Genomic DNA, 19,926 nt, shown 5'->3' on the forward strand with positions numbered 1-19,926 from the left:
CCTTGCGGATCAGTGGGCGACCTCCCGATGTCGACCCGCCACCCCCTCGCTCTCCCCCCGAGCCGAACGATCGATCCGCGTGCCAGCGGATCGGTCTAGGCGCTCGCTCCCCGCTCTGCGAATCGCATCCACGCCGGAAAGCCGACTGCGCCGAGCCCGGCGGGGACGGGCTCGGAGATCAGGAAGGTCGAGCCGAACGATCGATCCGCGTGCCAGCGGATCGGTCTAGGCGGTCGCTCCCCGCTCTGCGAAACGTGACCACCCTCTCCGGCCGACCGCGTCGAGCCCGGCGGGGACGGGCTCGAAGGAAGATCAGCCGAGGCTCGCGACCCACTCCGAGCTGCCGTCGACGAAGGACTGCTCCTTCCAGATCGGCACCGACGCCTTGATGTCGTCGACCAGTGCCGCGCAGGCTTCGAAGGCCGCTGCGCGGTGGGCCGAGGCCACGGCGCAGGCGAGGGCGAGGTCGCCGACCACGAGGTCGCCGACCCGGTGCACGGCGGCGATCCGGACGTCGGGCCAGCGCTCGGCGATGCGGCGGGCGGAGGCGAGGAGTGCGGCGGGGGCGTCCGGGTGCGCCTCGTAGGACAGCCGGAGCACGCCGCGGCCCTCGTCGTGGTCGCGGACGACGCCCGCGAAGGTCACGACGGCGCCGTGCGTCGGGGAGTCGACCGCCTGCTCGCACTCGTCGACGGTGATGGCCTCGGCCGCGAGCCGGGCGAGGGCGACCGGCTCAGCGGGCATGGTCGCCGCCTCCGAGCTGATCGAGGAGGTGCCCGATCACCGGGTCGAGCACGTCGATCCCGTCGCGGACGCCGCCGGGGGAGCCGGGGAGGTTCACCACGACGGTGCGGCCGCTGACGCCGGCGAGCCCGCGGCTGAGCACGGCGGTCGGGACGTGGGCGGCGCCCTTGGCGCGCACCGCCTCGGCGAGGCCGGGCAGGGGCCTCTCCAGGAGGGGGGCGGTCTGCTCCGGGGTGACGTCGCTCGGGGCGACGCCCGTCCCGCCGGTGGTCACGACCACGTCGACTCCGCTGCCGATCGCGTCGGCGATCGCCTCGCCCACCGCGTCGCCGTCGGCCACGACGACCACCCGGGACTCCCAGCCGCGGGTGGTGAACCAGGCCTCCAGCGCCGGTCCCGTCCGGTCCTCGTACACGCCGGAGGCGGCACGGGTGGAGGCGACGACCGCCACCGCCCGCCGCGTCACGGGGTTCCTCCGCTCGTCCACGAGCCGCTCCTCCCGCCCGCCTTCGCGAGCACACGGATACCGGTGATCGCGGCACCGCGATCGACCGCCTTGATCATGTCGTAGACCGTGAGGGCTGCCACGCTGACCGCGGTCAGCGCCTCCATCTCGACGCCGGTGCGCCCGGTCGTGCGCACGCGCGCCTCGATCCGGACGCGGCTGTCCTGCGGCTCGAGGTCCACGTCGACGCCGTCCAGCGCCAGCGGGTGGCAGAGCGGGATGAGGGTCGAGGTCGCCTTCGCGCCGAGGATCCCGGCGATCCGCGCCACGCCGAGCGCTTCGCCCTTGGGCAGCTCGCCCTGCTTGAGGAGCCGCACCACGTAGGGCGAGGTCTCGACGTAGCCCTCGGCGACGGCGGTGCGCGCCGTGACCTCCTTCGCGCTCACATCGACCATGTGCACGGCTCCGTCGCCGCGCACATGGGTGAGCCGATCGCTCTCAGTCATCGATCCTCCAGATCTCGACCGTGTCGCCGGTCGCTGCGTGGTCCGTCCCGACGGGGACGTGGATGAGCACGGTGGAGCGGGCGTAGGACGCCAGCAGGTGCGAGCCGGGCCCGCCCACCGGGTGCACGAGGCCCTCGTCGTCGAGGACTCCGCGGCGGATCTGGTGCAGGTGCGCGGGCGAGTCGAGCGCCGTGCCGAGGCGCGCACGGCGCCGCGGCCGCTCGGCGGGCGTCCGTCCCGCGAGCGAGCGCAGCACGGGCCGGAGGAACACCTCGAACGAGACCAGGGCGCTCACCGGGTTCCCGGGAAGCGAGACCACCGGCAGGTGCAGCCCCTCGGCCACGCGCACGAGACCGAGGCCCTGTGGGCCGCCCGGCTGCATCTCGACGTGGCCGAACTCCGAGCCCGCCGGGCCGAGCGCGTCGCGGACGACCTCGTAGGCGCCCGCGCTGACACCGCCGACCGTGATCACCAGGTCGGCCGCGCCCGCGTGCTCTTCGAGCAGCGACAGGAGGTCCTCGGCCCGATCGCTCGTGCAGGCGGCGACGACGGGCAGCGCGCCCGCCTCGCGGACGGCCTCGGCCAGCAGGGCGCCGTTCGCGTCGTGGATCTGCGCCTCCTCGAGGACGGCGCCTGCGGGACGGATCTCGTTGCCGGTGGGGACGACGAGCACCCGGAGTCGCGGCAGCACCTCCGCCTCGGTCAGCCCGAGGGAGGCGAGGAGTCCGTAGTGGGCCGCGCGGAGGACCGTGCCGGCCGGGAGGGCGAGCTCGCCGCGGCGGGCGTCGCTGCCCCGGGCTCGGACGAAGGTCGCCGGCACCACCGGGTGCGCGAAGGCGACGCTGCCCGCCGCGGGGAAGCGCGGAGGATCGACGCGCTCGACCGGGACGACGGCGTCGGCCCCCTCAGGCAGCGGCGAGCCGGTCATGATCGGTGTCGCCGTGCCGGGCTCGTGCCGCGGCGCCCGGTCGCCCGCGGGGATCGGCGCCGAGACGGGCAGGGCGACGGGATGCTCCGGCGCCGCCGCGTCGAGGTCGGCCGCCCGCACCGCGAAGCCGTCCATCTGCGAGTTGTCGAAGCGCGGCAGGTCGAGCGGGGAGTCGACGGAGCGGGCGAGGACCCGCCGGTCGTACGCGCCCGGATCGGCGGCGACGGCGGCCGGCTCCAGGCTCAGCGTCTCGCGGGCACCCCGCGTGGCCAGCGGCGCGAGCAGCGCCCGCACCCGGGCGGCGTGCAGGTCGATCGAGGTCATCGTGTCCTCTCGCGAGCGGCGGAGCCCGACCGGCGGCGGGACCGAGTCCATCTTGCCGGGTCGCGCCCGGTTCCGCGGCGTAGTGTGAGCGGATGAGCACAGCACTGGGGATCCCGGGCTTCCGGCCCCGACAGCGCAGCGCGGTCCTCCCGGCCGACCGCCCCGCCACCCCGCTCCTCCTGGACACCTACGGGCGCGTCGCAGACGATCTGCGGATCTCGCTGACGGACAAGTGCAATCTGCGCTGCACCTACTGCATGCCGGCGGAGGGCCTGCCGTTCCAGCCGCCCGCGTCCCTCCTCAGCCGTGAGGAGATCCTCCGCCTCGCGCGCATCGCCGTGGAGCAGTTCGGCGTCCGCCAGATCCGCTTCACCGGCGGCGAGCCGCTCCTGCGCAAGGACCTCGTCGACATCATCCGCGACGTCGCCTCCCTCGACCCGCGCCCCGAGATCTCGCTCACCACGAACGCGATCGGCCTGTCGGGTCGGGCGGCGGCGCTCGCCGACGCGGGTCTGAACCGCGTCAACGTCTCGCTCGACTCGATCTGCGCCGAGACCTTCGCGAAGGTCACCCGTCGCCCGTTCCTCGACCGCGTGCTCGCGGGCATCGACGCGCTCGGTCCCGCCGGCCTGGACCAGACCAAGATCAACGCGGTGCTCCTGCCCGGGATCAACGACCACGAGGCCCCGGAGCTGCTCGCCTGGGCCCTCGCGGGGGGCCACCAGCTCCGCTTCATCGAGCAGATGGCGCTCGACGCCGACCACGGCTGGGACCGCGCGACCATGATCACCGCCGCGGACATCCGGGCGCTGCTCTCGGAGCGCTTCTCGCTCAGCCCGCACGCGGCCCCCCGTGACGGCGCCCCCGCCGAGCTCTTCGACGTCCGCGAGGCCGGGGGGTCCGAGGTGCTCGGCCAGGTGGGGATCATCGCGTCCGTCACCGAGAACTTCTGCGACGACTGCCGCCGCACCCGGCTCACCGCCGAGGGCGGTGTCCGCAGCTGCCTCTTCTCGAACGAGGAGACGGACCTGCTCGGCCCGATGCGCGCGGGCGCGGACGACCACGAGGTCGCCCAGCTCTGGCGCGGGGCGATGTGGGCCAAGCCCGCGGGACACGAGATGAACCGGGCGGGCTTCGTGCAGCCCGAGCGCACGATGAGCGCGATCGGCGGATGAGCATGCGGGTCCGCTACTTCGCGGCGGCCAAGGCCGCCCTCGGCCGTGGTTCCGACGAGCTCGACGAGGTGCCCGACCTGGGCGCTCTCGAGGAGAGACTCGTCGCCTCCGCGCCCTCGGCCGCCGACGTGCTCGCACGGTGCACCTACCTGGTCGACGGCGTGTCGACCGCGGACAGGGCCACGCCGCTGCGTCCCGATGCCGCGGTCGACGTCCTGCCGCCGTTCGCCGGCGGCTGACCCCGAAGAGCCCTCCGTGACGAGCCGTCCTCGACCGGACCGGTGCGTCCGCTCCGCGCGGTCCGCAGCAGGTGCGTCCGCGCTTCTGGAGGACGAAGCATCCCGAGGACGCACTGGTCCTGTCCCGCCGCACAGGGACCCGCGGGACGCCTCCCTCGGACCCGCGTGCGGCGGGGCAGGACCGGATCAGTGGCCGATCCCGTGCGTCACGGGCACAGGACGTTGGTCATCGTGTCGAGCACGTTGCGATTCTGCACGTCGCGGAATCCGAACGCCGAGGAGACTCCGGTGGCGACCAGCACGCCGCTGACGAAGGCCCGGCCGTCCCGGGTCACGTAGGCGTCCGGCGCGTAGATGGTGGCGTCGGAGGGCACACCGGAGGCGACGCGGATCTGCGGCTGCGTCCTGTCCGCGAACGCCCCGTACCGGACGAGAGCGCCGTTCTGGATCACGTCCACGACGTCACGGTTCTGTCGATCGCGGTAGGCGTCGGCACTGGTCACCCCGGTGGCGACCAGGATGCTGCTGTTGAAGAGGCGCCCGTCCGGCGTCAGGTGGTACGAGGGCGCCAAGGCCGTCGATCCTGCCGGAACGTTCCTGGCGTAGACCTGGTTCTTCGTGGAGTTGATGTAGCGGACGAGCTCCGAGCCGACGATCACGTCGATGACGTCGTTGTTGCTCTGGTCGCGGAAGGAGTCCGCGCTCGTCACTCCGGTGGTCACGAGGGCTCCGCCGGCGCGCCGCAGCTCGCCGTTCGGTGTGACGTAGAAGGCGGGCGCATGGACCGTCGATCCGGCCGGCACGCCGCTCCCGATGGCCTTCGGCGCGGCGTCTCCGGTGACGAAGCGGTAGAAGACGCCGTCGACCACGAAGTCGGCGACGTCGCGGTTCTGCTCGTCGCGGAAGCCCTGGACGCTGGTGACGCCGCGCGCGATCCGCCCCCCGCCGTGGTAGAGCTCGCCCGACTCCGTCAGGTAGTACCGGGGTCCGACGGTCTTGGCTCCCGAGGGCACGTTGCCGTTCGACTCCGGCGTCGTCCCTCCGCCGTCGGTGACGTACCGGACGGCGGTCCCCGTGGTCGCGGTGGTGCTCGCGGTCGCCGTCGCGCCCGCGGCGCCGGAGACGGCGGAGAGGGTGATGCCGTTCTGCGCCACGTTCCCGGCCGTGACCGGGATGCTCACGCGTCCGTCCGCGCCGGTCGTCGCCCTGACGGTCTGCGCGCCGCCGCTGGTCAGGCCGGCGGGGAGAGTGACGGTGACCGTGTCGCCGGCAGCGGGAGCACCGTTGGTCGTGGCGAGGACGGAGACCGTTCTCGTGGTGCAGGCGGGGAAGGAGTACGCCGGGGCGTCGAAGGCGAGGGTGAGGCCGGTGGACGCGGCGGCCGCGGGGGTCGCGACCGCCGCGGCGACGACGGGGACGGACCAGGCCGCACCCGACATGATCGTCCGCCGGGCGGGCCCCCCGCGGGTCGAGTCGATCCGCGGGGGGAGGGAGCGCGAGTGCGCTGCCGTCGGGTCCAGGGAGTTGGTGTCCGTCATGGTGTTCCTTTTCTTTCTTTCCTGCGAGGGGTGGTGGACGCGCCGATCCTGCCGAACGTCCGGCCTCCGGTCGACGCGGAACGGGCCGCGACGAGATTCCATGCCCGACCGTGGACGTTCCGTCGCGCCGCCGGGCCGGGGGAGCCGCTCAGGGCGCCTCCTCGCCGGGAGCCCGTCCGGCGCGGGGGACGCGGCGGCGCACGTCAGCCCGCGTCGTCGATCCGGCGGAGGGTCCGCTGCATGTGGATCCGCGAGCTGAAGCCGGCCGACCGCGCCACGCGGTCCAGGTCCGTCGCCGCCCGCGGGCCGAGCTCGTCGAGGAGGCGCTGCGCCTCGAAGGCCCGCGCGCGCTCGATCCGCTGACGAGGGGTGGTGCCGGCGGCCGAGAACGCCCGGTGCAGGTGGCTGACCGACACGCCGAGACTCTCCGCGAGCGTCTCCACCGTGAAGGAGCGGTCGCGGTAGTGCCGCTCGATCAGGCGCGTGCCGTTCGCATACACGGCGGCGGGGGACCGGTCCTCCCGGTCGGAGGAGGGCAGCAGCGCCGAGAAGGCCGAGGCCAGGAGGTGCTCGCTCGCGATCTCGAAGTGCTCGAAGGCCGCGTCCGAGGGCTCGACGCCGAAAGTGAGGACGGTGTTCGCCGCACCGGTGAGTGCGCGCCAGTAGGCCTCGGGGAGGGCGAGGACCCGGTCCGTGAGCGAGGCGAACTCGCTCGCGCGGAGCACCGAGGGGCGCAGCTGCCACTCGAAGCGCGCCCACGGACTGAGCGCCGCCGCGTACTGCACCGTCGAGGCGCGGGTCACGAGAGCGCTGCCGGCCGGGAGCCGGTGGTCGCGGCCCCGGGCGGAGAGGCGGCCGGTCCCGTCGAGGCTGAAGAGCACGCGGAGCCTTCCGGGATGGGGGAGGACCTCGAACTCCCCGGTCTGCAGCCAGGCGCGGCTGAGGCTGAGGCGCGGCGAGACGATCGCGTCGCAGACGGCACCTCGCGGCAGGGGGCGCCGCGGAATCCAGCCGAGCCGACGCAGCCGCCTCTCGGCGGGACTCCAGACCTCGGGCATCACGCCTCCGCGCCGGGGTCGAGCGGGTCGGGAGGATCGAGCAGCGCCGCCTGCCGCGCGGAGTGCGGTGAAGGCGTCGGCATGGGTGCTCTCCTCGGAACGGTGGCCGCGAGCACGCCACCGCCGATCAGCTTCGGACACTGCTCCGCCCTGATCCGCGGAGAAGGACGGATCCTCTCCGCTGCGAGCACCGAACATCCCGGGTCGCCGATCGGCAGGGCGCTGGGTGCGCCTCACCCCTCCCGTTCCGCGGCGCACGAGGCCGCGGCGCGGGTCACCGCTCCCGCCACGACGCCATCCCGCCGTCGAGCGAGTCGGACGCCACGCCCGCCGCCGCCGCGCGCTCCGCCGCGAGACGCGACCGGACCCCGGAGGCGCAGTGCAGCACGAGCGGACCGGCCGGCAGAGCGGCGGGGTCGAAGCGCGACATCGGCATCCGCACGGCACCGGGCACCGCGACGGACCGGTCCTCGTCGTCCTCGCGGAGGTCGACGACGGTCGGGGGCGTCGGCCCGGCCAGCCGCTCCCGCAGCTCGGCCGCCGTGATCGAGCCCGCCGCGGCCCGCCGCTCCGGGACCGGCGGCACCCGCCGCTCGAGAGGGAGCTCGGCCCAGGAGGAGTCGAGGGCGTCGTGCACGAGGACGCGACCGAACAGCGGCTCGCCCGCCCCGGTCACGAGCTTCACGACCTCGGCCGCCATGGCCGAGCCGATCAGCGCGCAGAGCGCGCCCAGCACGCCCACCGTCGAGCAGCTGTCGCCCGCGTCCTCGGCCTCGGGGTGCAGCGCGCGCAGGGTCACCCCTCCGCCCGGAGCGCCGGCCCAGAAGGTCGAGAGCTGCCCGTCGAAGCCGAGCGCCGACCCCCACACGTGCGGGATCCCGGCGCGCGTCGTCGCGTCCGAGGCGAGGTAGCGCGCGCCGAAGGTGTCGAAGCCGTCGACCACGACGTCCCAGCCCGCCACCAGGGCGTCGACGTTGGCCGAGGTCAGCGACACCGGGAAGGCCCGGGCGTCGATGCCGGGGGAGAGCCGCCGCGCGGTCGCCGCCGCCGACTCCGCCTTCGACCGGCCCACCGAGGAGTCGTCGTGCGCCGTCTGCCGCGCCAGGTTCGAGAGCTCGACGACGTCGCCGTCCACGATGCCGAGCCGCCCGATCCCGGCCGCGGCGAGCGCCGTGATCACCGGCGAGCCGATGCCGCCCGCGCCGAGGATCAGCACGCGCGCGTTCCGGAGGCGCCGCTGTCCGAGCTCCCCGAGGGGCGCCAGGCGGATCTGCCGGGCGAACCGCTCGCGCTCGGCGGCGGTCAGCGGCGGTCCGGGCTCGACGAGCGGGGTCATGAGAGCTCCTTCCTCCACTGGCCCTCGTGGGCGACGGGGGTGAAGCCGACGGCCTCGTTCACAGCGAGCATCGGTCGGTTCTCCTCGGCGTTCCAGGTGTAGACGGCCCGGCAGTCCGGGGCGGTCCCCACCGCATCGCCGATCGCGGTCAGGGCGAGGAAGTCGCTCCAGCCGTCGGCGCCCACGGCCTCGGGGATCGCGAGCTCGCGGATCCGGAGCGCCGGGTCGGAGGTGCGGTTCACCACCCCAGTGTGCACGTCCCGGCGCCCGCGGCGGCCTCCTGCGCCTGTTCCGGTGCGGGATCGCGGCGGTCCGTCGGCCGGTCGGGGCTCCGCCTCCCGGCCCGGCCGCGGCCGTCGGCTACCGTGGAGGCGTTGTGGACGGGAGCGAGGCGGCCGGGTGTACCTGAAGAGCCTGACCCTCAAGGGGTTCAAGTCCTTCGCTCAGCCGACCACGTTCGCCTTCGAGCCGGGGGTCACCTGCGTCGTCGGCCCCAACGGCTCGGGCAAGAGCAACGTCGTCGACGCGCTCGCCTGGGTGATGGGGGAGCAGGGGGCGAAGACGCTCCGCGGCGGCAAGATGGAGGACGTCATCTTCGCGGGCACCTCCACCCGCGGACCCCTCGGCCGCGCCGAGGTCGCGCTCACCATCGACAACTCGGACGGCGCCCTGCCGATCGAGTACACCGAGGTGACGATCACCCGGACCCTCTTCCGCAACGGCGGCAGCGAGTACGCGATCAACGGACGCGGCTGCCGGCTGCTCGACGTGCAGGAGCTTCTGAGCGACTCCGGTCTCGGGCGCGAGATGCACGTCATCGTGGGGCAGGGACAGCTCGACGCCGTGCTGCACGCGACCCCCGAGGAGCGGCGCGGGTTCATCGAGGAGGCCGCCGGGATCCTCAAGCACCGCCGCCGCAAGGAGAAGACGCTCCGCAAGCTCGAGGCGATGCAGGCGAACCTGACCCGCCTCTCCGACCTCGCGGGCGAGATCCGGCGCCAGCTCAAGCCCCTCGGGCGCCAGGCCGAGGTCGCACGGCAGGCGCAGACGATCGCCGCCGTGGTGCGCGACGCCCGGGCGCGCCTGCTCGCGGACGACGTGGTCGCGCTCCGGACCGCCCTGGACGGCTTCGCCCGCACCGAGAGCGAGCGGCACAGCGAGCGGGTGGTCCTGCAGCAGCGGCTCGAGCAGGCGACGCTCCGGCGAGCGCGGATCGAGGCGGAGGCGGTCGGCGACGCGGTCGACGACGCCCGGCGCACCTCGTTCGAGCTGGAGTCGGTGCAGGAGCGGCTGCGCAACCTCTCGGCCCTCGCCGGGCAGCGGCTCGCGATGCTCGAGCTCGAGTCCGAGCAGCCGCAGATCCAACCGCGCGTGACGCCGGCGCAGGTGGAGGAGGCGCGGGTCGAGCTGGAACGCCTGCGGCAGGCCGTCCTCGACGCGGAGACGGCGTGGGTCCAGGCGCAGCGCACGACCGTCGCCGCCCGCTCCGCCCTCGACGCGGTCGACGAGGAGATCGCCGCGCAGGCGGCCCTCGTCTCGCGCTACGACCTCGAGCTCTCCACCCTCTCGGGGCAGGCCGACACCGCCGCCTCCCGTCTCGCGTCCGTCCGGGGCGAGGTCCTGCGCGCGCAGAACACCCTCGACGCGGCCGACCGGCGGAAGGAGGCGGCGCGGCGGGCGCTCGACGCTCTGGAGGCCGAGCTGGACGACGCGGGCCGCGGCCCCGACGGCGGCCTCGACGAGGGCTACGAGCTCGCCCAGTCCGCGGTCTCGGCCGCCGAGGCCGGGATCGAGCGGCTGCGCGAGGAGCTGCACGCCCTGGAGCGCGAGCGTGAGGCGCTGGCCGCCCGCACGGGTGCCCTGTCGCTGGCCCTCGACGTCTCGGACGGCTCGGCCGAGCTGATCGCCGCCCGGATCGAGGGGGTGCTCGGCCGGGTCGCCGAGCGGATCCAGGTGCGGCCGGGCTCCGAGGCCGCGATCGCCGCCGCCCTCGGCGCGGTCGCCGACGCCGTGCTGGTCGAGTCGACAGCCCGAGCCGACGCGGCTCTGGACGCCGCGCTGGAGCGCGATCTCGGACGCGTCGAGCTGCTGGTCGCCGACGCCGCCCGGCCGCACGTCGCTCTCACCGTTCCCGAGGGGGCGGAACGCGCGGGTGACCTCGTCACGGCGCCGGCCGGGGTCCTCTCGCTCCTCGAGCGTTTCCTCGTGGTCGAGGACCTCGCCGCGGCGCGGCGCCTGAGGGAGCGCATCGATCCGGGCACCGTCCTGGTCACCCGCGACGGCGCGACCGTCTCCGACGCCGTGCAGAGCGCCGGCTCCGGCGGGCAGCGCAGCCGGATCGAGCTCGTCTCCGAGCGCGACTCGGCCGCCGCCCGGCTGGAGGAGGTCGAGGGCGGGATCGACCGGCTCCGCTTCGAGCTCGCCGAGCAGACCGGTGCGCTCCGCGGCGCGAAGGAGCAGGCCGCGAGCGCGCTCTCGGCCCTCCGCGAGCACGACGCCGCCCGTGCCGCCCACACCGAGCGGCTCGGCGGCGTGCGCGCCCAGCTCGAGGCGGCCACCGCCGAGCACGGCCGGGGCTCGAGGGCGCTGGCCGTCGCCTCGGATCGGGTCGGCGACGCCGAGCGCGCGGCCCAGGAGGCGAGGTCGGCGCTCGACGCCGCGCGCGCCAGGCCCCGGCCGGTGCTCGACGCGAGCGCGCGCGACGGTCTGCAGAGCGACGTCGACACCGCACGCGAGCGCGAGATCGAGGCGCGACTCGGCGTCGAGACCGCCAAGGAGCGGGTGCGGGCGGAGCAGTCCCGCGGGGAGGCGCTTGCCCGCCAGCTGGCCGCCGACCGCGCCGCGGCCGACGAGGCCGCGCGCCGCGCCGTGATCCGCCGTCGCCAGCGCGACGCCGCGGCCGAGGTGACCGCCGCGCTCCCCGCCGTCCTCGCCTCCGTCGACCGCTCCGTCCAGCAGGCCCGGGCCGAGCTCGTCGCGGCCGAGGCGGCGCGCTCGCAGCAGAACGCCGAGCTGCAGGGGCTCCGCCGCGAGGAGGCGAGCGTGCGCGACCGGCTCCAGTCCGTCACCGAGAGCGTCCACGGCCTCGAGCTGCAGATCTACGAGAAGAGGCTGCAGCTCACCGGTCTGCTCGAGCGCGCCGCGTCCGAGCTCGGGCTCGCCGAGGACGTGCTGGTGGAGGAGTACGGTCCCGGAGTCGGCGTCCCCGACGAGACGGACGAGGAGCAGGAGCCGCGGCCCTACGTCCGCGAGGAGCAGCGCCGCCGCCTCGAGAAGGCCGAGAAGCAGCTGGGGCAGCTGGGCCGCGTCAATCCGCTCGCGCTGGAGGAGTTCGCCGCGCTGGAGCAGCGGCACGCGTTCCTGACCGAGCAGCTGGCCGACCTCACCGGGACCCGGCGGGACCTGCTCACCATCATCGAGGAGCTCGACGAGACGATGCAGACCGTGTTCGCCTCCGCATTCGACGACACGCAGGCGGCGTTCGCGGACGTGTTCCCCGTCCTCTTCCCCGGCGGCACCGGCAGCATCCGCCTGACCGACCCGGAGAACCTGCTCACCACTGGCATCGAGGTCGCGGTGCGGCCGGCCGGCAAGAAGATCGAGCGGCTGTCGCTCCTCTCCGGAGGGGAGCGCTCGCTCGCGGCCGTGGCGTTCATGGTCGCCATCTTCAAGTCGCGGCCGAGCCCCTTCTACATCATGGACGAGGTGGAGGCCGCCCTCGACGACGCGAATCTCGGCCGACTGCTCAGCATCTTCGAGGACCTGCGCACCTCGAGCCAGCTGATCGTCATCACCCACCAGAAGCGGACCATGGAGATCGCGGACGCCCTCTACGGCGTCTCGATGCGGCAGGACGGCGTCTCGGCCGTCGTCGGCCAGCGCGTCGCCGCGCCCCCGGCCTGAACCCGCCTCCCCGACCGCTCGGAGGCGCGCCCGCCGGTAGCCTGGACCCATGGCAGAACGCACCTCCTGGTCGCTCGGCCGCGCACTGCGCGGCCTGTTCGAGAAGCGCACGATCGACGACCAGACCTGGGACGACCTCGAGACGGCGCTGATCACCGCCGACTTCGGCCCCGACATCACCGAGGAGATCGTCGACGACCTCCGCGCCAAGGTCGCCCGCTACTCCACCACCGACCCGCGCGACCTGCAGCGGATGCTCCGCGAGTCCCTCGAGGAGCGCCTGTCGAAGTACGACACGACCCTCAAGCTCAGCGAGCGCCCCGCCGTGATCCTCGTGGTCGGCGTGAACGGCGTCGGCAAGACCACGACCATCGGCAAGTTCGCCAAGTTCCTCCGCAACTATGGCCGGAGCGTCGTGGTCGGCGCGGCCGACACCTTCCGCGCGGCGGCGGTCGACCAGCTCGCCACCTGGGCGCAGCGCGCCGACGCCCAGATCGTCCGCCCTCAGCAGGAGCGCCAGGATCCGGCGTCCGTCGCCTTCCAGACCGTGCAGTTCGCGAAGGACACCGGCGTCGAGATGGTCATCATCGACACGGCCGGCCGCCTGCACACCAAGGGCGGGCTGATGGACGAGCTCACGAAGATCAAGCGCGTCATCGAGAAGCAGGCCCCGATCTCCGAGATCCTGCTCGTGCTCGACGCGACGACCGGTCAGAACGGGCTGAGCCAGGCCGAGGCGTTCATCGAGCACGCGGGCGTCACCGGCCTTGTCATCACCAAGCTCGACGGCTCCGCGAAGGGCGGCTTCGTCCTCGCGGTCCAGGAGCGCACCGGCATCCCGATCAAGCTCGTCGGCCAGGGCGAGGGCATCGGCGACCTCACCGGCTTCACCCCCCACGTCTTCGCCCAGCAGCTCGTCAGCTGAGCGGCCCCGCCCGGGACGACGCGCCGGCGCCGTCCCGGTGGCGGGCTACACGGCCTGCGAGAAGCCCAGTGCCGCGTCGGCGAGGTGGCGCAGGTGCTCCGGGACCGGCAGCCCCTTCGACTCCATCGAGCGCGCCCAGAGCCGGCCGGCCCGGTAGGAGGAGCGGACCAGGGGCCCGGCGAGGACGCCGAGGAAGCCGATGTCCTCGGCCTCTTCCTTGATCGCCACGAACTCCTCCGGGTGCACCCAGCGGTCCACCGGCAGATGCCGCGGCGTCGGGCGGAGGTACTGCGTGATGGTCACGATGTCGGTGCCGGCGTCGTAGAGGTCCTGCAGCGCCTGCGAGATCTCCTCCCGCTCCTCGCCCATGCCGAGGATGAGGTTCGACTTCGTGATCAGCCCCGCCTCCCGGCCCTGGGTGAGCACGTCGAGCGAGCGCTCGTAGCGGAAGGCCGGCCGGATGCGCTTGAAGATCCGCGGCACCGTCTCGACGTTGTGGGCGAACACCTCCGGCTCCGCGTCGAACACCCGCTGCAGGTGCTCGGCGCGGCCCGTGAAGTCCGGGACCAGGATCTCGACCCCCGTGCCCGGAGCCTGGGCGTGGATCTGGCGGATGGTCTCGGCGTAGAGCCAGGAGCCCTCGTCCGGCAGGTCGTCGCGGGCGACTCCGGTGACGGTCGCGTAGCGGAGCTTCATCCGCGCCACGGACTCGCCGACGCGCCGGGGCTCGTCCGCGTCGTAGTCCGCGGGCTTCCCGGTGTCGATCTGGCAGAAGTCGCAGCGGCGGGTGCACTGGGCGCCCCCGATGAGGAAGGTCGCCTCGCGGTCCTCCCAGCACTCGAAGATGTTGGGGCAGCCCGCCTCCTGGCAGACGGTGTGCAGCTCCTCGCTCTTCACCAGCGACTGCAGCTGCCGGTACTCCGGGCCCATCGAGGCCTTCGTGCGGATCCACTCGGGCTTGCGCTCGATCGGCGTCTCGGCGTTGCGGATCTCCAGCCGCAGGAGCTTGCGGCCGCCGGCCTCGGCGCTCACGCGGCGACCTCCTCGATGCGGGCGGAGAAGGCGGGGGCCGCCTCCGAGAAGCGCGCCGCCACCCGCGCTCGCACCGCCTCCATCAGCGGAGCCTCGCCGCGCTCGCGCTCGAGCGTGGTCACTCCGGCGTCGGCGATGCCGCAGGCGACGATGCGGGCGTAGGGCTCGAGGCTGTTCGAGACGTTGAGGGCGAATCCGTGCATCGTCACGCCCGAGGCGACGCGGATGCCGATCGCGGCGATCTTGTCGGCGCCGCCGTCTCTCGGGATCCACACTCCCGAGCGCCCGTCGACGCGCCGCCCCTGCACCCCCAGGTCGTCGAGAGCGGCGATCAGCACGCCCTCCAGCGAGCGGACGTAGGCGACCACGTCGACGGGCTCGCCGAGCCGCACGATCGGGTAGCCGACGAGCTGGCCCGGACCGTGCCAGGTGATCCGCCCTCCGCGGTCGACGTCGACCACGGGCGAGCCGTCGTCCGGGCGCTCGTGCGCCTCGGTGCGCTTGCCTGCGGTGTAGACGGAGGAGTGCTCGCAGAGCACGAGGGTGTCCGGCCTCGAGCCCGCCACCACCTCGGCGTGCAGGCGGCGCTGCAGCTCCCAGCCGTCGGCGTAGTCCAGGGGGTCCGCGGAGTCGCCCGCCACCAGTGTCTCGATCACCGGGCCACCCTAACCCTGTTCTTGGACCCGGACCGGTTAATCCGGTTCGCGGTGATCGCGCCGATCGCGACCGGATCGGCGGCCCCGCCCGCCGACCCTCCCGGCCTCCGGTAGAATTCCGGGCATCATGGCTACTTTCGGCACCCTCTCCGATCGACTCGTCGAGACCTTCAAGAACCTCCGCACGAAGGGCAAGCTCTCCGCGTCGGACGTCGACGGCACCGTCCGCGAGATCCGGCGGGCCCTCCTCGACGCCGACGTCGCGCTGGAGGTCGTGAAGGAGTTCACCGGCAAGGTGCGCGAGCGCGCCCTCGGCGACGAGGTCAACAAGGCGCTCAACCCGGCCCAGCAGGTCGTCCAGATCGTCAACGAGGAGCTCGTCGCGATCCTCGGCGGGCAGTCCCGCCGCCTCGAGTTCGCCAAGCGCCCGCCGACCGTCATCATGCTCGCCGGCCTCCAGGGCGCGGGCAAGACGACGCTCGCGGGCAAGCTCGGCAAGTACCTCGGCAAGGACGGCCACACCCCGCTGCTCGTCGCGGCCGACCTCCAGCGCCCCAACGCGGTGCAGCAGCTGCAGGTCGTCGGCGAGCAGGCCGGAGTCGCGGTCTACGCGCCCGAGCCGGGCAACGGCGTCGGCAACCCGGTCAAGGTCGCCCAGAACGCGATCCGCTTCGCGACCGACAAGCAGTACGACACGGTCATCATCGACACGGCCGGACGCCTCGGCGTCGACGCCGACATGATGAAGCAGGCCGCCGACATCCGCCGCGTCACGAACCCCGACGAGGTCCTGTTCGTCATCGACGCGATGATCGGCCAGGACGCGGTCGCGACCGCCAAGGCCTTCCAGGAGGGCGTCGACTTCACCGGCGTCGTCCTCTCCAAGCTCGACGGCGACGCCCGCGGAGGCGCGGCGCTCTCGGTCGCCTCGCTCACCGGCCGCCCGATCCTCTTCGCCTCCACGGGCGAGTCGCTCGACGACTTCGAGCAGTTCCACCCCGACCGCATGGCGAGCCGCATCCTCGACCTCGGCGACGTGCTGACGCTCATCGAGCAGGCCCAGTCCGCGTTCGACGAGGACGAGGCGCGCAAGATCGCCGAGAAGATCATGGGGGACACGTTCACCCTCGACGACTTCCTCGGCCAGATGCAGCAGCTGCGCAACATGGGCTCGATCAAGAAGATGATCGGCATGCTGCCCGGCGCGAAGGGCATGCGAGAGCAGCTCGACCAGTTCGACGAGCGCGAGATCGTGCGCACCGAGGCGATCATCCAGTCGATGACGAAGGCGGAGCGGGTCAACCCGAAGCTGCTCAACGGCTCGCGGCGCCTGCGCATCGCCCGCGGCTCCGGCATGACGGTCACGGACGTCAACCAGCTCGTCCAGCGCTTCGAGCAGGCCGCCAAGATGATGAAGACGGTCGCCAAGGGCGGCATGCCCTCGGTCCCCGGGATGGGCCCGGTGCCCGGCGCCGGCTACCAGGGCCGCCCGAAGCCGCAGAAGAAGAAGAGCAGCAAGTCCGGCAACCCCGCGAAGCGCGCGGCCGAGAACGCGGCGATCACCTCCGGGCCCCGCCCGGGCGATGCGGGCGGCTCCGGCTTCGGCCTGGGCGGCGGCGCCGGCAAGGGCGCCCAGCCCACGCCGGAGGAGCTCGAGCAGCTGCAGAAGCTCCTCGGGCGATGAGGCGGGTCGCAGCCGGACGCGCGGGCGGGATCCTCGTCCTCGCGGCCGTGCTCGGGCTCACCGGCTGCGCCGAGGGCTCCGGGGTCGACGCGATGACGGCGCCCTCCCCGGAGGACCTGGTCGGCCGCTGGGTGACGGGCGTCTCCTACGACGCGCCCGACGTGCCGTTCCTCCTGATCGCGGAGGACGGGACCTGGACGGGCTCCGACGGCTGCAACGGCGCGCAGGGCGAGTGGTCGATCGACCAGGCGGGCGCGCTCACCGTCTCGGCCGGGCCGAGCACGCTGATCGCCTGCGACGGCGTCGCATTGCCGACGATCTTCTCGGAGGCGGCGATGGCCTCGATCGACGGCGGACGGCTCCGCCTGTTCGACGACGAGGGGGCCACCGTCGTCAAGCTCGCCCGCTCCACGAGCGACGAGGCGCCCTCGCCGTCGCCGGACCCGGCGGGGGAGTAGCGCGCCGTCCCTCCGCGGGCCGCAGCGGGGATCCCCGTGAGGCGCACCGCTCGCTAGCGTGAGGGCATGACAACCGCACACGCGCGCCCCGTCCGCATCGGCGTCCAGATCGCACCGCAGCACGTCCCCTACGAGGTCATCCGCGACACGCTCGCCGAACTCGAGGACCTCGGCGTCGACATCGCCTTCAACTGGGACCACTTCTTCCCGCTCTCGGGAGAGCCGAACGGCCTGCACTTCGAGGGCTGGAGCATGCTCGCGGCCTGGGCCGAGCAGACCAGCCGCATCGAGTTCGGCCCGCTGGTCACCTGCAACAGCTACCGGAACCCCGACCTCCTCGCCGACATGGCGCGCACGGTCGACCACATCAGCGCCAAGGGCGCCGAGGGCCGTCTGATCTTCGGCATCGGCTCGGGCTGGTTCGAGCGCGACTACGAGGAGTACGGCTACGAGTTCGGCACCCCGGGCTCCCGCCTCGACGAGCTCTCCGAGGCGATGCCGCGCATCCGCAGCCGGTGGTCGATGCTCAACCCGGCGCCCACCCGCGACATCCCGGTGATGATCGGCGGCGGCGGCGAGAAGAAGACGCTGCGGATCGTCGCCGAGCACGCCGACATCTGGCACAGCTTCTCGGACGTCCCGACGCTCGAGCGCAAGCTCGGCGTGCTCTCGGAGTGGTGCGGCCGCGTCGACCGCGACCCGGCGGCGATCGAGATCTCGACCGGCGCGAGCGTGCGCGGCGGTGTCGGCGACGCCTCCTTCGACGTGCTCGACCAGCAGTACGATCTGGGCGCCCGCCTGTTCACGCTCGGCATCACCGGTCCGGACATCGACCTCGCGCCCGTGCGCGACCTGCTCGGCTGGCGCGACGGCCGGAACAGCACCGCGCGCTGACCCGGCGGGGCGCCGTCACGGCGGCGCCCCGCGTCGGAGTCAGGCCGCCGGCGCGTCCGTCGCCTTCTGTCCCGTCGGCACCGCCCGGGCGAGGCCGGACTTCTCGGCCGCCACCTCGAACGCGTCGGCCAGGGCGCGCTGGCCCTCGACGGTGGGATGCACGCCGTCCTCGCCGAGCAGCCCGTCCTCGCGGAGGGGGTCCGGGTACTCGAGCGCACCGCCGCCGGCGGCCGTCACGGCCTCGACCAGCGCCGCGTCGTACTCGTCGAGATCGGAGGGGCGCGGGTCGGGGCCCCAGACCGAGTCGAGCGCGATGAGCCGGGCCGAGGGCGAGGCGGACACGATCGCGTCCACCGCCGGCCCGATCGCGGCGTCCACGTCCTCCGGATCCCAGCCCAGGTCGTTGCTGCTGGCGATCAGCACGATCGCGTCGGGCCGGGTGTCGGCGATCTCCTCCGCGCGGTCGCCGATCGCGACGCCGCAGTCGCCCGGCTCGATGAAGCCGCCGCCGTCGCAGCCCAGGTTCGTGACCTCCCAGCCGAGGTCGTCGCCGACGAGTGCGGGCCAGGCCTGCTCCGGGTCGACCGTCAGACCGCGCACGATGCTGTCGCCGACGATCGTCACCCGGGAGCCGGCGGGAAGAGAGCCGCCGATCGAGAGCGGCAGCGGATCGGCGGTGACGGTCGGGAGGGGAGTGGCGGTGCCGGTGGGGGACGCGGTCGCCGGGCCGGTCGTCGTCGAGGACGAGCAGCCGGCGAGGCCGAGGGCCAGGGCGCCGATCGCGGCTGCGGCGAGGAGGACGGGACGCGTCATGAGCGGGGATCCCGGAGCCCGTCGCGCAGCTCGCCCGCGAGCGCCCGGACCACCGCCGTGAGGTCGCCGTCGTTCGCCGCGGCCGTCCGCAGCTGGCGCTGGTAGCTCGCTCCCGCGACCAGGATCAGCTCGACGTCGCCGAGCTCCTTCACGCAGTCGAGACGCTCGGCGACCGGTGCGAGGGTGACGAGCAGGTCGCGGATGTCGTCGGTGACCAGGCGCTCCGCTCCAGCGGCGTCGAGGATGATCTCGGCGTCGAGCCCGTAGCGGGCCGCGCGCCACTTGTTCTCGCGCACGTACCAGGGCTGCATCGTCGGAAGGTCCTCGCCCGCGTCCAGCCGCGACGAGAGGTGCTCGACGAGGCACTGGATCAGCGCGGCGACCGCTCCGATCTCCTCCGCGGAGGAGAGGCCGTCGCACGCGCGCATCTCGAGAGTGCCCCACTGCGGCGAGGGGCGGATGTCCCAGCGGACCTCCGTGTGGTCGTCGATGACGCCGGTGCGCATCATGTCGTCGACGTACTCCTCGTAGTTCGCCCAGGCACCGAACTGCGGAGGCAGGCCCGCCGTCGGCAGCTGCTGGAACATCAGCGCACGGTTCGAGGCGTAGCCCGTGTCGACCCCGCCCCAGAACGGGCTCGACGCCGAGAGCGCCTGCAGGTGCGGGTAGTAGTCGAGCAGGGAGTTGAGGATCGGCAGCACCTTGTCGCGGTGCTCGATGCCGACGTGCACGTGGATGCCCCAGATCATCATGTTCCGACCCCACCACTGGGTCCGGTCGATGAGGCGGTGGTACCGCTCCTTGTCCGTGATGGCCTGGTCGAACCACTGCGCGAACGGGTGCGTGCCCGAGCACACGAGGTCGAGTCCCATGGGGTCGGTGATCTCGCGCACCTGCCGCAGCTGGTCCTGCAGATCGGCGACCGCGTCGCGGACGGAGGTGTGCACGCCGGAGACCAGCTCGACCGTGTTGCGCAGGAGCTCGCCGGTGATGTGCGGGTGCGGGGCGCCGTCGTCGCCGCGGAGCGCCTCCAGCACCACATCGGCGACGTTGGCGAGATCGCCCGTCTGCCGGTCGACGATCGCGACCTCCCACTCGATCCCGAGCGTGGAGCGGTCTGATGCGGCGAAGCTGATCTCCATGGCGTGGTCCTCATCGGATCCGGGCGTCCGCCGATCGGGACGCGCCTCGCCATCCTGCCACCTGCGGCCGGGGCGGACGCCGAGTCCCGGCGGAGGCCTTCCGGGTCCCGCGAGGCCCGCTCCCGC

The 19,926-nt window shown here is 73.6% G+C and carries 19 protein-coding genes; 7 read left to right on the top strand and 12 right to left on the bottom strand.

Annotated features, from left to right (window positions below; all coding sequences use genetic code 11):
* Positions 1-312: 312 nt before the first annotated feature.
* The 4 genes from C5B92_RS06540 to glp are packed head-to-tail and all read right to left on the bottom strand — an operon-like array spanning position 313 to position 2,947.
* Positions 313-744, bottom strand: coding sequence for a molybdenum cofactor biosynthesis protein MoaE (locus tag C5B92_RS06540; RefSeq protein ID WP_104226891.1), 432 nt, complete (start codon positions 742-744; stop codon positions 313-315).
* Complete coding sequence (locus C5B92_RS06545) at positions 734-1,231, bottom strand: molybdenum cofactor biosynthesis protein B (RefSeq protein WP_244229433.1); 498 nt, start codon at positions 1,229-1,231, stop codon at positions 734-736. Before C5B92_RS06545 ends, C5B92_RS06540 begins: the two co-directional genes overlap by 11 nt.
* Positions 1,207-1,695, bottom strand: coding sequence for a cyclic pyranopterin monophosphate synthase MoaC (gene moaC, locus C5B92_RS06550; protein WP_104256301.1), 489 nt, complete (start codon positions 1,693-1,695; stop codon positions 1,207-1,209). Before moaC ends, C5B92_RS06545 begins: the two co-directional genes overlap by 25 nt.
* On the bottom strand, positions 1,688-2,947 hold the full coding sequence (gene glp / locus C5B92_RS06555) for a gephyrin-like molybdotransferase Glp (protein WP_104256316.1): 1,260 nt from the start codon (positions 2,945-2,947) through the stop codon (positions 1,688-1,690). The genes moaC and glp overlap by 8 nt, the downstream gene beginning before the upstream one ends.
* Positions 2,948-3,039: 92 nt before the next feature.
* On the opposite strand from glp, the gene moaA reads away from it, so the two are divergent.
* Together moaA and C5B92_RS06565 are read left to right on the top strand one after the other, a co-directional pair.
* Positions 3,040-4,122, top strand: a complete 1,083-nt coding sequence (gene moaA, locus C5B92_RS06560) for a GTP 3',8-cyclase MoaA (protein ID WP_104226889.1) — start codon at positions 3,040-3,042, stop codon at positions 4,120-4,122.
* Positions 4,119-4,361: a MoaD/ThiS family protein gene (locus tag C5B92_RS06565; RefSeq protein ID WP_104223924.1), complete on the top strand. Its 243-nt coding sequence runs from the start codon at positions 4,119-4,121 to the stop codon at positions 4,359-4,361. Before moaA ends, C5B92_RS06565 begins: the two co-directional genes overlap by 4 nt.
* Positions 4,362-4,567: 206 nt before the next feature.
* On the opposite strand, the gene C5B92_RS06570 is transcribed toward C5B92_RS06565, so the two are convergent.
* The 4 genes from C5B92_RS06570 to C5B92_RS17785 all read right to left on the bottom strand — a co-directional run bounded on the left by C5B92_RS06570 (position 4,568) and on the right by C5B92_RS17785 (position 8,535).
* Positions 4,568-5,899 carry a hypothetical protein gene (locus tag C5B92_RS06570; RefSeq protein ID WP_104256302.1) on the bottom strand — a complete coding sequence of 444 codons (1,332 nt, stop codon included), beginning with the start codon at positions 5,897-5,899 and terminating at the stop codon, positions 4,568-4,570.
* Positions 5,900-6,102: 203 nt separating this feature from the next.
* A complete protein-coding gene (locus tag C5B92_RS06575; RefSeq protein ID WP_104226887.1) occupies positions 6,103-6,957 on the bottom strand; it encodes an AraC family transcriptional regulator in 855 nt (284 codons plus the stop codon).
* 274 nt (positions 6,958-7,231) lie between these two features.
* Positions 7,232-8,293, bottom strand: coding sequence for a ThiF family adenylyltransferase (locus C5B92_RS06580; RefSeq protein ID WP_104232484.1), 1,062 nt, complete (start codon positions 8,291-8,293; stop codon positions 7,232-7,234).
* Positions 8,290-8,535 carry a hypothetical protein gene (locus C5B92_RS17785; RefSeq protein WP_181028756.1) on the bottom strand — a complete coding sequence of 82 codons (246 nt, stop codon included), beginning with the start codon at positions 8,533-8,535 and terminating at the stop codon, positions 8,290-8,292. Before C5B92_RS17785 ends, C5B92_RS06580 begins: the two co-directional genes overlap by 4 nt.
* A 157-nt stretch (positions 8,536-8,692) precedes the next feature.
* On the opposite strand from C5B92_RS17785, the gene smc reads away from it, so the two are divergent.
* Entirely contained in the window at positions 8,693-12,196 is a 3,504-nt protein-coding gene (gene smc / locus C5B92_RS06590) for a chromosome segregation protein SMC (protein ID WP_104256303.1), read from the top strand.
* A 49-nt stretch (positions 12,197-12,245) separates the two neighbouring features.
* On the top strand, positions 12,246-13,121 hold the full coding sequence (gene ftsY / locus C5B92_RS06595; protein ID WP_104223920.1) for a signal recognition particle-docking protein FtsY: 876 nt from the start codon (positions 12,246-12,248) through the stop codon (positions 13,119-13,121).
* 45 nt (positions 13,122-13,166) lie between these two features.
* Here the strand turns inward: ftsY and lipA are convergent, their stop codons facing one another.
* Together lipA and lipB are read right to left on the bottom strand one after the other, a co-directional pair.
* A complete protein-coding gene (lipA, locus tag C5B92_RS06600) occupies positions 13,167-14,153 on the bottom strand; it encodes a lipoyl synthase (protein WP_104256304.1) in 987 nt (328 codons plus the stop codon).
* Complete coding sequence (gene lipB, locus C5B92_RS06605; protein ID WP_104256305.1) at positions 14,150-14,809, bottom strand: lipoyl(octanoyl) transferase LipB; 660 nt, start codon at positions 14,807-14,809, stop codon at positions 14,150-14,152. The genes lipA and lipB overlap by 4 nt, the downstream gene beginning before the upstream one ends.
* Positions 14,810-14,936: 127 nt before the next feature.
* Here lipB and ffh point away from each other — a divergent pair, with 127 nt between their 5' ends.
* The 3 genes from ffh to C5B92_RS06620 all read left to right on the top strand — a co-directional run bounded on the left by ffh (position 14,937) and on the right by C5B92_RS06620 (position 17,845).
* Positions 14,937-16,493 (top strand): signal recognition particle protein, encoded by a 1,557-nt coding sequence (gene ffh / locus C5B92_RS06610; RefSeq protein ID WP_104226882.1) that lies wholly within the window; start codon positions 14,937-14,939, stop codon positions 16,491-16,493.
* On the top strand, positions 16,490-16,951 hold the full coding sequence (locus tag C5B92_RS06615) for an META domain-containing protein (protein WP_104256306.1): 462 nt from the start codon (positions 16,490-16,492) through the stop codon (positions 16,949-16,951). The genes ffh and C5B92_RS06615 overlap by 4 nt, the downstream gene beginning before the upstream one ends.
* 66 nt (positions 16,952-17,017) lie before the next feature.
* Positions 17,018-17,845: an LLM class F420-dependent oxidoreductase gene (locus C5B92_RS06620; RefSeq protein ID WP_104223915.1), complete on the top strand. Its 828-nt coding sequence runs from the start codon at positions 17,018-17,020 to the stop codon at positions 17,843-17,845.
* 39 nt (positions 17,846-17,884) lie between these two features.
* Here C5B92_RS06620 and C5B92_RS06625 read toward each other — a convergent pair whose 3' ends face one another.
* Positions 17,885-18,658 (bottom strand): SGNH/GDSL hydrolase family protein, encoded by a 774-nt coding sequence (locus tag C5B92_RS06625; RefSeq protein ID WP_104256307.1) that lies wholly within the window; start codon positions 18,656-18,658, stop codon positions 17,885-17,887.
* Complete coding sequence (locus tag C5B92_RS06630; RefSeq protein ID WP_104256308.1) at positions 18,655-19,800, bottom strand: glutamate--cysteine ligase; 1,146 nt, start codon at positions 19,798-19,800, stop codon at positions 18,655-18,657. The genes C5B92_RS06625 and C5B92_RS06630 overlap by 4 nt, the downstream gene beginning before the upstream one ends.
* Positions 19,801-19,926: the final 126 nt, after the last annotated feature.

This window comes from Rathayibacter sp. AY1A4 (assembly GCF_002930955.1).
In the GTDB taxonomy this organism is placed as follows: Bacteria; Actinomycetota; Actinomycetes; order Actinomycetales; family Microbacteriaceae; genus Rathayibacter.

Bases quoted from the DNA above. Each gene is read 5' to 3' on its own strand.
- C5B92_RS06540 (WP_104226891.1), bottom strand. From the start codon at position 744: ATGCCCGCTGAGCCGGTCGCCCTCGCCCGGCTCGCGGCCGAGGCCATC.
- moaC (WP_104256301.1), bottom strand. From the start codon at position 1,695: ATGACTGAGAGCGATCGGCTCACCCATGTGCGCGGCGACGGAGCCGTG.
- glp (WP_104256316.1), bottom strand. From the start codon at position 2,947: ATGACCTCGATCGACCTGCACGCCGCCCGGGTGCGGGCGCTGCTCGCG.
- moaA (WP_104226889.1), top strand. From the start codon at position 3,040: ATGAGCACAGCACTGGGGATCCCGGGCTTCCGGCCCCGACAGCGCAGC.
- C5B92_RS06565 (WP_104223924.1), top strand. From the start codon at position 4,119: ATGAGCATGCGGGTCCGCTACTTCGCGGCGGCCAAGGCCGCCCTCGGC.
- C5B92_RS06570 (WP_104256302.1), bottom strand. From the start codon at position 5,899: ATGACGGACACCAACTCCCTGGACCCGACGGCAGCGCACTCGCGCTCC.
- C5B92_RS06575 (WP_104226887.1), bottom strand. From the start codon at position 6,957: ATGCCCGAGGTCTGGAGTCCCGCCGAGAGGCGGCTGCGTCGGCTCGGC.
- C5B92_RS06580 (WP_104232484.1), bottom strand. From the start codon at position 8,293: ATGACCCCGCTCGTCGAGCCCGGACCGCCGCTGACCGCCGCCGAGCGC.
- ftsY (WP_104223920.1), top strand. From the start codon at position 12,246: ATGGCAGAACGCACCTCCTGGTCGCTCGGCCGCGCACTGCGCGGCCTG.
- ffh (WP_104226882.1), top strand. From the start codon at position 14,937: ATGGCTACTTTCGGCACCCTCTCCGATCGACTCGTCGAGACCTTCAAG.
- C5B92_RS06615 (WP_104256306.1), top strand. From the start codon at position 16,490: ATGAGGCGGGTCGCAGCCGGACGCGCGGGCGGGATCCTCGTCCTCGCG.
- C5B92_RS06620 (WP_104223915.1), top strand. From the start codon at position 17,018: ATGACAACCGCACACGCGCGCCCCGTCCGCATCGGCGTCCAGATCGCA.
- C5B92_RS06625 (WP_104256307.1), bottom strand. From the start codon at position 18,658: ATGACGCGTCCCGTCCTCCTCGCCGCAGCCGCGATCGGCGCCCTGGCC.
- C5B92_RS06630 (WP_104256308.1), bottom strand. From the start codon at position 19,800: ATGGAGATCAGCTTCGCCGCATCAGACCGCTCCACGCTCGGGATCGAG.